We start from the raw sequence: 12,286 nt of genomic DNA on the forward strand, positions 1-12,286 counted from the left end.
AAACCATTGATGCCCCTAAGGCAGGAACAAATATGGCCACGAAGAACACCGCCGCCGACACCGATACCGACACCGACGGCCCGCTGATCGACCTCAACGAGGCCGACGTCAAAAAGCTGATCGCGCGCGGCAAGAAGCGCGGTTACCTGACCTATGACGAGCTCAACGCGGCGCTCCCGCAGGATGAAATGTCGTCCGAGCAGATCGAGGATATCATGTCGGCGATTTCCGACATGGGCATCAACATCGTCGAAAGCGATGAGGATGTGCAGGAAGAGGCCGATGCCGAGCCCGACGACGAAGTCGATGTCAGCGCCGGCACCGGATCGCTGTCGAACCCCGCGGTCGAAAAGAAGAAGGAAACGGTCGATCGCACCGACGATCCCGTTCGCATGTACCTGCGCGAAATGGGCGCGGTCGAACTGCTCAGCCGCGAAGGCGAAATCGCGATTGCGAAGCGGATCGAGGCGGGCCGCGACACGATGATCCTCGGGCTTTGCGAAAGCCCGCTGACCTTCAACGCGATCATCGAATGGTCGAACGCGCTCAACAATGGCGACATGCAGCTGCGCGAGATCGTCGACCTCGAAGCGATGCTGTCGAAGGACCCGGCGCCCGAAAACCTCGAGGAAGAGGGTGCCGAGGACAACGGCGAAATCAGCGAGAAGACCGCCGGCGTCTCGTTCAAGGACGAGGATGAGGTCGAGGAAGAACCCGCCGCCGACAGCGATGACGAGGACGGCGAAGGCTCGTCGGGCAAGCGGGAAAGCTTCGAGGAAGACGAAGAAGATAATACACTAAGCCTCGCGGCGATGGAAGAACTGCTCAAGCCCGACGCGCTCGAAAAGTTCGCGAACATCACCAAGAGCTTCAAGGCGTTCCAGAAGCTGCAGGAAGCGCGTCTCGAATCGCTTTCGGGCGGCGAGGAATTCCCCTCGGCGTCGGAGAAGAAATACCACAAGCTGCGCGAGGAACTCACCGCACAGGTCGAGAGCGTGCAGTTTCACGGCACCAAGATCGAATATCTTGTCGACCAGCTCTACAGCTACAACCGCCGCCTGACCGCGCTCGGCGGCCAGATGCTGCGCCTGGCCGAGCGCCACAAGGTGCCGCGCAAGTCGTTCCTTGACAATTATGTCGGGCGCGAACTCGAAGAGAATTGGCTCGACCAAGTGTCGGGGCTCGACAAGAAATGGTCCGCCTTCGCCGAGAATGAAGGCGGCGCGGTCGATCGCATCCGCATCGAGATTTCTGAAATCGCGCAGGCGGCGGGCATGAGCCTGACCGAATTCCGCCGCGTCGTGAACATGGTCCAGAAGGGCGAACGCGAAGCGCGTATCGCCAAGAAGGAAATGGTCGAGGCAAACCTGCGTCTCGTGATCTCGATCGCCAAGAAATACACCAACCGCGGCTTGCAGTTCCTCGACCTCATTCAGGAAGGCAATATCGGCCTGATGAAGGCGGTCGACAAATTCGAATATCGCCGTGGCTATAAATTCTCGACCTATGCGACCTGGTGGATCCGGCAGGCGATCACCCGCTCGATCGCCGATCAGGCACGCACGATCCGCATCCCGGTCCATATGATCGAGACGATCAACAAGCTGGTCCGCTGCAGCCGCCAGTTCCTCCATGAAAGCGGCCGCGAGCCGACCCCGGAAGAAATGGCCGAGCGTCTGTCGATGCCGCTCGAAAAGGTCCGCAAGGTGATGAAGATCGCCAAGGAACCGATCAGCCTCGAAACGCCGATCGGCGACGAGGAAGACAGCCATCTCGGCGATTTCATCGAGGACAAGAACGCCGTCATCCCGGTCGACGCCGCGGTGCAGTCGAACCTCAAGGAAACGGTGACGCGCGTGCTGGCGTCGCTCACCCCGCGCGAAGAACGCGTGCTGCGCATGCGCTTCGGCATCGGGATGAACACCGACCACACGCTCGAAGAGGTCGGCCAGCAGTTCAGCGTGACCCGCGAACGCATCCGCCAGATCGAGGCGAAGGCGCTGCGCAAGCTCAAGCACCCGAGCCGGTCGCGCAAGATGCGCAGCTTCCTCGACCAATAAAGCTTCGGGACTTTTCCGGACCACCAGACACCCCGCCCTCACCGGCGGGGTGTTTTGGTTTTGGCGGTGACGTCGTTTGCATGTCCGGAATGTGAATGGCTGGTTGCCGCCGTTAGCGGACGCACAGTCTTTAGCCCCTCCCCTTTAGGGGAGGGGTTGGGGTGGGGGCTCGAAACCTTGCGCAAGGCCGATGGCCCCCACCCCCAACCCCTCCCCTGAAGGGGAGGGGCTTGATTAAACAAACGTCCGCTTCCCATCCCAAAGCGGACGACTCCTCCTCCGCGCCGCCATCGATGCTGTCACCTGTTTGCATTTTGGATCAAAGCGTTGCCAAAATGCTGCACTGCACAATTTTTCTTGGCGATCATCTTTAAATCTTCATATGAGCGCCCCAGATACTGCCCGCCAGCGGATGGCACATGCGCACCATCAAATGGCAATCAATCCCATTCAATGGGATTCGATTCACAAGACGAACGGCTCAGCCCCACTTGGCCGGCATAAAAAAGCCCGGAAAACCGGGGGCTGCGAAATCTGGCACGGCCTTTGCGATGCACCTCGCATCGGCACGGCACAGTGACCGCAGCCAAAGGAAAGATAAAAAGATGGAACAAGAAACCACCAACCTCTTCCGCCGCCGTGACACCTTTTTCGGTATCTGCGAGGCCGTTGGCCAGGACTTCGGCTTCAACCCGCTGTGGCTGCGCCTCGCCTTCGTCGCGCCGCTCTTCTTCTTCCCGGTCCAGACCTTCATGGGCTATTTCGCCCTCGGCATCGCCGTCCTCGCCTCGCGCCTGTTCTTCCCCACGAAGATCCGCGACGCTGCCGTCGAGCCCGCCGCGATCGAACCGGCGGCGCGGACCGACGACACAACGGCCGGGGCACTCGCCCTCGCTGCCTGATTGAACGCGGACCCGGGCATTCCCTCTCCCCTGCCCGGTCCGCCTTCGGGCTCCCTGGTGCCTTCGGCGCCATAGCCAAAACCGGGACCGGCAAGCACCTTGCGCTTGCCGGTCCCTTTTATTTTCGTCCCGTCTCGCGCTGGCACAGAAACGGCGGGTTCCGCCGATCCTTATAAACGCGACGTTTACGACGTTGGCCTAAGACTCGTCGCCGATATTCCACGGCGCGATCCCGCGCCCCAGCGAGGATCAAGCGTTGAGCCAATCGACCCAGCCCCAGCTGCCGGCACGCGATGTCGCCGAAATGCTCGATACGCTCGTCGCGAACGAAGGCACGGGAGCGCATCCGCACATTCGCGCGGGCGAATTGTCGAATGGCCCCGACGCGATGCGCAACCTTGCCGACGCGGTCCATTTCCTCTGCCTGCTCCACGGCCGCTATCCGGGCGTGATCGACAATGCTGCGCGCAAGGCGGTCGACCCCGCATCGCGCCAGTGGATGGACGAGGCGGCCGAGGCTTTCGCCCAGGAACGCGCCTTCCTGTCGAAAATGACCGCCGCGGTTGGACCGGTGCCGAGCACGCATGGACAGGCGCAAAGCGAAGCCGCGGTCGGCGCGCAGCAGAAGGCGCTCGACATGCTCTCCGAATCGGACCGGCACGGCTGCGCGGTTGGCGCCGCGATCGCGCTGACGCTCGACTGGCGGACAATCCGCGTCCTCCTCGACATCAGCGCACAGCGGCTCGACATGAACCCGCCGCGCTGCACACTGCCCGATCTTCGCGACACCGCACGGCTGGCCGCGACCATCGCCGACAGCCCCGCCATCGAGCGCGCGATGCTGTTCGGCGCGCAGCAGTTGATCACCCAGCACAGCGGGCTATGGGATCTCCTCGCCGCGCGCGTCGCGAGCCGCGCGCGCAGCTGATCCGCGCCGCAGCGAAAACACGCGCTACCCCGCATGCCGCAAAGGAAGCGCCGGAGCCCCCGCACTGCACCCGGGCGACGCTTGGCTTGCGCCCCTCCCCCGCCCTCGCTATGCCGAATCCCGATTGACGTTCACGTTAAGGGAAAGGCAGCACGCCCATGCGCTTCGAAGGTACCAGCGCCTATATCGCCACCGACGACCTCAAGGTCGCGGTCAACGCCGCGACCCTGCTGCGCCGTCCGCTGCTAGTGAAGGGCGAACCGGGTACCGGCAAGACCGTGCTCGCCGAGGAAATCGCCAAGGCCTTCGACGCGCCGCTGATCACCTGGAACATCAAGTCGACGACCAAGGCCCAGCAGGGCCTCTACGAATATGACGCGGTCGCACGGCTGCGCGACGGCCAGCTCGGCGAAGAGCGCGTCCACGACATCCGCAACTATATCCGCAAGGGTAAATTGTGGGAGGCATTCACCTCGCCCAAGCTCCCCGTCCTGCTGATCGACGAGATCGACAAGGCTGACATCGAATTCCCGAACGATCTGCTCCAGGAACTCGATCGCATGGCCTTCCATGTCTACGAGACCGACGAGACGGTGACGGCGAAGGAACGCCCGATTGTCGTCATCACCTCGAACAATGAAAAGGAACTGCCCGACGCCTTCCTGCGCCGCTGCTTCTTCCACTATATCAAATTCCCCGACCGCGACACGATGGCCGATATCGTCGAGGTCCATTTCCCCGGCATCCAGAAAACGCTGGTCAGCCGCGCGATGGATATTTTCTACGAAGTCCGCGACGTCCCCGGGCTCAAGAAAAAACCGTCGACGAGCGAACTGATCGATTGGCTGAAACTGCTGCTCAACGAAGACATGCCGCTCGAAGTGCTCCAGAACCGCGACGTCGGCAAGGCGATCCCGCCGCTCCACGGCGCGCTGCTCAAGAATGAACAGGATGTGATGCTGTTCGAAAAGCTCGCCTTCATGGCGCGGCGCCAGGGCGGCTGAGAGCCGCCAGGCAGAACGTCCTTATCCTCGTTCGTGCTGAGCTTGCCAAAGCGCCGCTCATTCTTTCGAACGTCGCAACCCTTCGACAAGCTCAGGGCGACCGGAGCCTGGATTTCAGTCGATGCTGCCAAACAGGCGGCCTACAACTGATACGCCACCTCGACGTCGCCCCAACGGCGGCCGTTGATGATCGCCGGCATATAGACATTGCGCACCGTAACATAATTGATGCCGTCGCCTTCCTGGCGATAAACCATCATGAAAAAGGGCGCCGTGCTGCGTTTGGCGACCGCTTCGGTCTCGTCGTACAGGATCCGTCCATTGCGGCAATGCGCCGTGTCATGTTCCAGGTCGCCGGTCGGGGCATGCGAATGGTCGGTCATGTGAGTGGGCAGAAAGCCTTTCATGTCGCTCGCCGACGACATCTTGATTTCGGGATGGTCGGCGACGATACGGTCGAACAGCGGCCGCCAATGGGTATCGGCCCAATCGCAGAGGCTGGTACGGAAACGTTCGGGGTTCGATCCCGGCACCCGGACATAATCGCTATCGAAGACCTGCTTCATCGACAGCGTGCCCTCTGCCATCGCGCGCTCGGCAAGCGCGACGAATTCGTCGCGCAGCCCCGCCGCCAGCTCGACGATCGCCGAATCCTGCGGGCTGACCCCGGCCGAGATCACCGCGTTGAACATGCGGTTCGACACATGCTCCATCGACAATATGCTGTCGTGCGTATCGCCCAGCGCCGCGCCATTGTCGCGCACCGATGCGACGACGCGATCGAGCGCGCCGCGCACCCGGGCGCCATTGGCATGGACCATCGCGCTCGACTGCGCGATACGGTCGCTCTGGTCGTCGAGCAGCGCCACCAGATGCGTCGCGTCGTGCAGCGCGTCGGTGATCGTCTCGAACTGCGCCTCGGCGCGGCTCGACTGTTCGACCCCCGACTGGATTTCGGCGACCAGCCCGCCCGCCTCGGCAGCAAGGCTGCCGATGCTGCGGCGAATCTCGTCGGTCGCGCCGCGCGTGTTTTGCGCCAGCTTCTTCACCTCGGCGGCGACCACCGCGAAGGTGCGCCCGGCATCGCCCGCGCGCTCGGCCTCGATCGCGGCGTTCAGCGCGAGCATGTTGGTGGTCTTGGCGATCTGCTCGATCGACTGGCTGACCTGCTGCACCTGTTCCATCACCGCGGCGAAGTTGGTGACATGCTGGCCCAGCCGCGCCACCAGGTCGATGACCGACCGGAATTCGGCGACCGCGGCGTTGACGCGCTCGGCACCGGTGTCGAGCTGCTCGCACGCCCGCGCCGACAGCAGCTTTGCTTCGTCGGTCGAATCGGCGATCTGGCGCTGGTCGGCCTCGAGGCTGACGACGAACTCTTCGAGCCGGCCGAGTTCGACGATCTGGCGGTCCATCTGGTCGGTCGCGCGCTTGATCCGCCCCGCCGCCTCGCTGCACCCGACGGCGAGTTCGCCGCAATCGCTGGCGACCGACTGGTCGAGGATTGGCGCGCCGGGATTGATCGGATCGAATTTCATTACGCCACCCACGGTAAAATCATCAACCGGTCATGGCCGATAATGGTTAACGCAGGGTCAATGGGCGGCGGGACGCGGCGGCTCCGTCAGCCGCGCAGCGCCGATGATGCTCCGATCAAAGGCGAACCTTTGCCTCCAGCTCGCGCCTGGCGGCCGCATATTGCGCTTCCAGTTCGGCGACGAATTCGGCAACCGGGCGCACCGCGCTGACCGGGCCGATGCCCTGGCCCGAACCCCAGATATCCTTCCACGCCTTGACCTTGGTGTTGCCGCCCGACCCGAAATTCATCGTCTTGAGATCGCCCTCGGGCAGATTGTCGGGGTCCATCCCCGCGCCGACGATCGACTGGCGAAGATAATTGCCGTGCACGCCGGTGAAGAGGTTCGAATAGACGATGTCGGCCGCGCGGCCTTCGACGATCCCGTTCTTGTAACCGTCTTCGGCATTGGCTTCCTCGGTCGCGATGAAGGCACTGCCGATATAGGCAAGGTCGGCGCCGCATGCCTGCGCGGCGAGGATCGAACGGCCGTGGCCGATGGCGCCCGACAGCGCAACCGGACCGTCGAACCATTCGCGGATTTCCTGCACCAAGGCGAAGGGCGATTGCCGGCCGGCATGGCCGCCCGCGCCCGCCGCGACGGGGATCAGCCCGTCGGCGCCCTTTTCGACAGCCTTGCGCGCAAAACGGTCGTCGATGACGTCGTGGAGCGTGATGCCGCCCCAACCATGGACCGCCTGGTTGAGTTCCTCGCGCGCGCCGAGCGAGGTGATGGTGATCGGCACCTTCCACTTCGCGCAGGTCGCAATATCCTGTTCGAGCCGGTCGTTCGATTTATGGACGATCTGGTTGACCGCATAGGGCGCCGACAGGCGATCGGGATTGTCGCGGTCCCACGCCGCCAGTTCCTCGGTGATCTGGTGCAGCCATTCGTCGAGCAGCGACTGCGGGCGGGCGTTGAGCGCCGGAAAACTGCCGACCACGCCCGCCTTGCACTGCGCGATGACGAGTTCGGGCCCCGAAACGATAAACAGCGGCGAGCCGATGACGGGCAGGCGCAGACGGTCGAAAATCGGGGGAAGGGCCATGAATCACTCTCCGGTTGCCATTTGCAACTGACCTTAACGTAAACGGAAGGTCACGCAAGAGGGAGAGGCATTGGAAACAGGCGGACGCGCGACCTTATTGGCGAGGAGCCGCCTCCCCGCATCTCGTCACCCCATCCATTCCACCCGATAAAGATCGTCCCGCCGGTCGGCTAGGTTGCGCACCGCTCCGCCCTCGCGCGCCTTCGTCAGGTCGGCGAGCGACAGGTCGGCGATCGCCATCCCCTCGCTATTCGGCGTGACCTCCGCCGCGATGCCGTCGCGCGCGAAGGGGAAATCGGACGGGGTCAGGATCGCGCTTTCGGCATGGTGAATATCCATGTTGAAAACATTCGGCAGATTGCCCGTAATCCCCGCCGTGACGACATAGCATTGGTTCTCGACCGCCCGTGCGGCGCAACAATAGCGGACGCGCAAATGGCCGCGGCGGTCATCGGTGCAATAGGGAACGAACAGGATGGCCGCCCCCTGATCGACCAGCCGGCGGGCGAGTTCGGGAAACTCGCTGTCGTAACAGATCATCAGCCCGATCGGACCGCAGTCGGTGGCGACCACATCGGCGTCGCGCGTCCCGCCGCCCTCGATCCCCCACGCCGTGCGCTCGGAAGGGGTGGGATGAATCTTGTCGCGATGCTCGATGCGCCCGTCGCGCAGGAAAATATGGCCGCGGTTGCGCATCTTGCCGCTCGCGATGCGCACCGGATGCGAACCGCCGATGATGTTGATACGATATTGTTTAGCCAGCCCCGCCATGAAGGCGTTGAAACGCGGCGTCAGCGCATCGATCGCATCCATCGCCTCGCCGGCGGCCAGGCGCGCGGGCGACAGCAATTGCATCGGAAACAGTTCGGGGAAGGTGATGAAATCGCACCCGTAATCGGCTGCCGAAATCACGAAATATTCGACCTGTCGCTCCAGCTCCTCGGGGGCGGAAATACCGCGCAACGCATATTGGACGGCGGCGACGCGGATGGTGTCGGGAATGGCGGCGGGGGAAGGTTCGGAAACGGTCATGCCGGGCTTTTAGGCTGGCCCGCGCATCGCTGTCCATCGCTGGCTGCGGACGGCGGCGAAGACGACGGGCTGTCGCGAGGATCGGCATTGGGGTGGGAAGCTGCCATGAGCTCCACTCACCTTCGTCATCCCGGGCTTGACCCGGGATCCCGCTTTTTGTCATCCGGCAGATTCCGGCACCAAGCGGGACCCCGGATCAAGTCCGGGGTGACGATAATGGAACGTCCACGTCCGGCCGCTTGCGGACATTCGTCTTCGGCATCCCGCACCCGACCTCGCCCCCGCCCCACCCAAAGCACTTTCCGTTTACGTAAAGCCATTGCGCCCGCCGCGCCGAAGCGATAGTCCATGCCCATGTTTTTCGGTTTCCTCGACGAGCTCCGCGCCGCGGGCATTCCCGCCAGCCTGAAAGAGCATCTGATGCTGCTTGAGGCGCTCGACCGCGAAGTGATCGATCGCAGCCCCGAGCAATTCTATTATCTCAGCCGCGCGATCTACGTGAAGGACGAAGGCCTGCTCGACCGCTTCGACCAGGTGTTCAACAAGGTCTTCAAGGGGATCATTTCCGATTACGGCCAGAACCCCGTCGACGTGCCCGCCGACTGGCTGAAGGCGGTGGCCGAAAAATTCCTGACGCCCGAGGAAATGGCGGCGATCGAATCGCTCGGCGACTGGGACAAGATCATGGAGACGCTGAAGGAGCGGCTCGAGGAACAGCAGAAGCGCCATGAGGGCGGCAGCAAGTGGATCGGCACCGGCGGCACCTCGCCTTTCGGCAATTCGGGTTATAATCCCGAAGGCGTGCGGATCGGCGGCGAAAGCAAGCACAAGCGCGCGCTCAAGGTCTGGGAAAAGCGTGAATTCCAGAACCTCGACAACACCAAGGAACTCGGCACCCGCAACATCAAGATCGCACTCCGCCGCCTGCGCAAATTCGCGCGCGAGGGCGCCGCCGACGAACTCGATATTCCGGGCACCATCGATGGGACGGCCCGCCAGGGCTGGCTCGACATCCGGATGCGCCCCGAACGGCGCAACGCGGTCAAGCTGCTGCTCTTCCTCGACGTCGGCGGATCGATGGACCCGTTCATCAAGCTCTGCGAGGAATTGTTCAGCGCGGCGACCACCGAATTCAAGAATCTCGAATTCTTCTATTTCCACAACTGCCCCTATGAGGGCGTGTGGAAGGACAACAAGCGCCGCTGGTCCGAACGCCACCAGATGTGGGACATTCTCCACAAATATGGCCATGATTATAAAGTGATCTTCGTCGGCGATGCGTCGATGAGCGCCTATGAAATCACCCATCCGGGCGGCAGCGTCGAACATTTCAACGAAGAGTCCGGCGCGGTCTGGCTCGGGCGGATCACCAAAGTCTATCCCGCCGCGGTATGGCTGAACCCGGTGCCCGAGGCGCACTGGGGCTACACCCAGTCGGTGAAGCTGATCAAGCAGCTGATGAACGACCGCATGTATCCGCTCAGCCTCGCCGGGCTGGACGATGCGATGCGCGAGCTGACGCGCAAACATTGATCCACAGCTTCGATTAATCGTCATTGCGAGGGCCGCAGGCCCGTGGCAATCCAGAGCCCGCGTAAACCGCCCTGGATTGCTTCGCTTCGCTCGCAATGACGAGGGGTCTGGGTTCTCATACTAGGCCTGCCATGATCGACCTCCCCCTCGTCACCATCCTGCTGCTCACGGGCTTCATCAACCTGATCGGTGCGCTCGCCTATGCCGCGCGCATCGCCGGGGTCCGCACGCGGCGCATCGCCATGTCCTTCGCGCTGTTCAATATCCTCGTGCTCTTCTCGCGCACCTCGAACAGCTTCCTCGGCCCCTTCCTCGCCAAGCGGATCGAGACACGGATCCACGATGGCAGCGGCGCCTCGCTCTTCATCGACATGCAGTTCGTGCTCGCGGCGGCCAGCATCGCGACGCTGATCGGCATCCTGCTCGTCCCCACCGGGCAGCGCATGTTCGCCGCCGCGATCGGCTGGTACCAGAACAATCGCTCGACGACGAAGCTGGCGCTGAAGGCGATGAGCCCCAGCGGACTGCGTACGCTGCGTCAATCGCTCCGCTTCCCCAGCCTTGCGCATCTCCGGGACTGGCGGATGCCGAAGGGGATCGGCTGGGGCGTGCTGATCGCCAATTGCCTTGCCCAGTCGCTGCTCGCCGTCGGCGTCGTCGCCTCGCTTTACGCGGGCTATCTCGCCCCCGAATTCCGCGTCACCGCATCGCAGCTTTCGGCGCTGATCAACGGTTTCGCAACGATCCTGCTGTTCGCCTTCATCGACCCGCAACTCTCGGTGATGACCGACGACGCGGTCGAGGGCAAAGTCGACGAGGCCGATTTCCGCCGCGCGATCACCCTGATCTCGCTGAGCCGCCTTGCGGGCACGGTTCTCGCGCAACTGTTGCTGACGCCCGCCGCGCTGCTGATTGCCTACGTCGCCGTGCATGTCTGAGCCGGACGAGGACGTGGCGCGCCGTCACTCGCGTTTCCACGCCGTCCGCACGCGGCTGGAGGCGATGGCGGTCACGCCGGGGCCGCGCGGCTGGTTCCTCGAATTCCTCGTCTTCGGCTTCAAACAGGGCTGGGCGTGCCTGTTCGGCGGCCTGATGCTCGCGCTGCTCCTCGGCACGCACCTCTTCTGGCCCGACGGCGCGCCGCTGCACCGTTACGACGCGATCACGATCGGCGCCGTCCTGATCCAGCTCGCGATGCTCGCCTTCCGGCTCGAAACGCCGAAGGAGGCAGTCGTCATCCTGATCTTCCACATCGTCGGCACCGTGATGGAATTGTTCAAGACCGCCGCCGGTTCATGGCAATATCCCGAGGCGAGCCTGCTCCACATCGGCGCCGTGCCGCTCTTCTCGGGCTTCATGTACGCCGCGGTCGGTAGTTATATCGCACGCGTCTGGCGCATCTTCGACTTTCGCTACACGGGTTATCCGCCGATCTGGACGAGCTACGCGCTCGCCGCCGCAATCTATGTTAATTTCTTCGCCCACCACTGGCTGCCCGACATCCGCTGGCTGCTGTTCGCGGCGACCGCATGGCTCTTCTGGCGCTGCCAGGTCTGGTTCCGCCCGCTCCACACCCACCGCCGCATGCCCCTGCTCGTCGGCTGGGGGCTCGTCGCGCTGTTCATCTGGTTCGCCGAGAATATCGGCACCTTCGCCCGCGCCTGGACCTATCCCAGCCAGGCGGGCGACTGGCACATGGTCGGCGTCGAGAAGCTTGGCAGCTGGTATCTGCTGATGATCATCTCGTTCGTGCTGGTCAGCTTGGTGCAGCCGCCGAAGGCGCCGGATCACTCGTAACGCGGCCGCCTCTTTCTCCCCTCCCTGGAAGGGAGGGGTTGGGGGTGGGTACCGCCGAGGCACTCGGCGGCTTCTTCTAAAATTAGTCGAGCGACGCCTTCCGGATTTGCGAGCACATCTGTGTTCCAAATGCGCAGGACGCGCCAACCTTCCGCTTCGAGAAAACGTGTCCGTCGATCATCATAAGCCTGCTGATCGAGATGTTGGCTGCCGTCGAATTCGATCGCCAGCTTTGCTTCGCGGCAAGCAAGATCGACGATGTACGATCCGACAACCAACTGCCGCGTAAAGGCAGGCCGGTAATTGGAAAGGAGCCGCCAGACCGCCCGCTCGGCCGGAGTCTCCTCATTCCGCAGGCGACGAGCGCGGTCAGTCATCTCTGGCGGAATGCGGCGCACGATCGAC

At 63.2% G+C, this 12,286-nt stretch carries 11 protein-coding genes; 7 read left to right on the forward strand and 4 right to left on the reverse strand.

What is annotated here, in order from left to right; all coding sequences use genetic code 11:
- The first annotated feature begins 32 nt into the window (after positions 1-32).
- The 4 genes from rpoD to FHR22_RS15555 all read left to right on the forward strand — a co-directional run bounded on the left by rpoD (position 33) and on the right by FHR22_RS15555 (position 4,894).
- Entirely contained in the window at positions 33-2,060 is a 2,028-nt protein-coding gene (gene rpoD / locus FHR22_RS15540; RefSeq protein ID WP_166944461.1) for an RNA polymerase sigma factor RpoD, read from the forward strand.
- Between the two features lie 605 nt (positions 2,061-2,665).
- Positions 2,666-2,962, forward strand: a complete 297-nt coding sequence (locus tag FHR22_RS15545; protein ID WP_166944463.1) for a PspC domain-containing protein — start codon at positions 2,666-2,668, stop codon at positions 2,960-2,962.
- Positions 2,963-3,218: 256 nt separating this feature from the next.
- Entirely contained in the window at positions 3,219-3,890 is a 672-nt protein-coding gene (locus tag FHR22_RS15550) for a DUF6975 family protein (RefSeq protein WP_243853756.1), read from the forward strand.
- A 158-nt stretch (positions 3,891-4,048) separates the two neighbouring features.
- Positions 4,049-4,894 carry an AAA family ATPase gene (locus FHR22_RS15555; protein WP_166944465.1) on the forward strand — a complete coding sequence of 282 codons (846 nt, stop codon included), beginning with the start codon at positions 4,049-4,051 and terminating at the stop codon, positions 4,892-4,894.
- 140 nt (positions 4,895-5,034) lie between these two features.
- On the opposite strand, the gene FHR22_RS15560 is transcribed toward FHR22_RS15555, so the two are convergent.
- From FHR22_RS15560 to FHR22_RS15570, 3 genes are all read right to left on the reverse strand, one after another.
- Positions 5,035-6,432: a methyl-accepting chemotaxis protein gene (locus FHR22_RS15560; protein WP_166944467.1), complete on the reverse strand. Its 1,398-nt coding sequence runs from the start codon at positions 6,430-6,432 to the stop codon at positions 5,035-5,037.
- A gap of 115 nt (positions 6,433-6,547) precedes the next feature.
- A complete protein-coding gene (locus FHR22_RS15565; RefSeq protein WP_166944469.1) occupies positions 6,548-7,519 on the reverse strand; it encodes an NAD(P)H-dependent flavin oxidoreductase in 972 nt (323 codons plus the stop codon).
- 126 nt (positions 7,520-7,645) lie between these two features.
- Positions 7,646-8,551 (reverse strand): carbon-nitrogen hydrolase family protein, encoded by a 906-nt coding sequence (locus FHR22_RS15570; RefSeq protein WP_166944471.1) that lies wholly within the window; start codon positions 8,549-8,551, stop codon positions 7,646-7,648.
- A 354-nt stretch (positions 8,552-8,905) separates the two neighbouring features.
- Between FHR22_RS15570 and FHR22_RS15575 the strand changes: the two genes are divergently transcribed.
- The 3 genes from FHR22_RS15575 (at position 8,906) to FHR22_RS15585 (ending at position 11,881) form a co-directional block, all read left to right on the forward strand.
- Positions 8,906-10,084 (forward strand): vWA domain-containing protein, encoded by a 1,179-nt coding sequence (locus FHR22_RS15575; protein WP_166944744.1) that lies wholly within the window; start codon positions 8,906-8,908, stop codon positions 10,082-10,084.
- Between the two features lie 131 nt (positions 10,085-10,215).
- On the forward strand, positions 10,216-11,022 hold the full coding sequence (locus FHR22_RS15580; protein WP_166944473.1) for a lipid II flippase Amj family protein: 807 nt from the start codon (positions 10,216-10,218) through the stop codon (positions 11,020-11,022).
- Positions 11,015-11,881 (forward strand): DUF817 domain-containing protein, encoded by an 867-nt coding sequence (locus FHR22_RS15585; protein ID WP_166944475.1) that lies wholly within the window; start codon positions 11,015-11,017, stop codon positions 11,879-11,881. The genes FHR22_RS15580 and FHR22_RS15585 overlap by 8 nt, the downstream gene beginning before the upstream one ends.
- Here the strand turns inward: FHR22_RS15585 and FHR22_RS15590 are convergent.
- Positions 11,872-12,258, reverse strand: a complete 387-nt coding sequence (locus FHR22_RS15590; protein WP_208417732.1) for an endonuclease domain-containing protein — start codon at positions 12,256-12,258, stop codon at positions 11,872-11,874. The two genes, FHR22_RS15585 and FHR22_RS15590, sit on opposite strands and share 10 nt — an antisense overlap.
- Between the last annotated feature and the right edge of the window lie 28 nt (positions 12,259-12,286).

The sequence above is a fragment of the Sphingopyxis panaciterrae genome (assembly GCF_011762125.1).
Taxonomy (GTDB): Bacteria; Pseudomonadota; Alphaproteobacteria; order Sphingomonadales; family Sphingomonadaceae; genus Sphingopyxis; species Sphingopyxis panaciterrae.

Bases quoted from the DNA above. Each gene is read 5' to 3' on its own strand.
- FHR22_RS15585 (WP_166944475.1), top strand. From the start codon at position 11,015: ATGTCTGAGCCGGACGAGGACGTGGCGCGCCGTCACTCGCGTTTCCAC.
- FHR22_RS15545 (WP_166944463.1), top strand. From the start codon at position 2,666: ATGGAACAAGAAACCACCAACCTCTTCCGCCGCCGTGACACCTTTTTC.
- FHR22_RS15580 (WP_166944473.1), top strand. From the start codon at position 10,216: ATGATCGACCTCCCCCTCGTCACCATCCTGCTGCTCACGGGCTTCATC.
- rpoD (WP_166944461.1), top strand. From the start codon at position 33: ATGGCCACGAAGAACACCGCCGCCGACACCGATACCGACACCGACGGC.
- FHR22_RS15565 (WP_166944469.1), bottom strand. From the start codon at position 7,519: ATGGCCCTTCCCCCGATTTTCGACCGTCTGCGCCTGCCCGTCATCGGC.
- FHR22_RS15560 (WP_166944467.1), bottom strand. From the start codon at position 6,432: ATGAAATTCGATCCGATCAATCCCGGCGCGCCAATCCTCGACCAGTCG.
- FHR22_RS15570 (WP_166944471.1), bottom strand. From the start codon at position 8,551: ATGACCGTTTCCGAACCTTCCCCCGCCGCCATTCCCGACACCATCCGC.
- FHR22_RS15555 (WP_166944465.1), top strand. From the start codon at position 4,049: ATGCGCTTCGAAGGTACCAGCGCCTATATCGCCACCGACGACCTCAAG.
- FHR22_RS15575 (WP_166944744.1), top strand. From the start codon at position 8,906: ATGTTTTTCGGTTTCCTCGACGAGCTCCGCGCCGCGGGCATTCCCGCC.
- FHR22_RS15590 (WP_208417732.1), bottom strand. From the start codon at position 12,258: ATGACTGACCGCGCTCGTCGCCTGCGGAATGAGGAGACTCCGGCCGAG.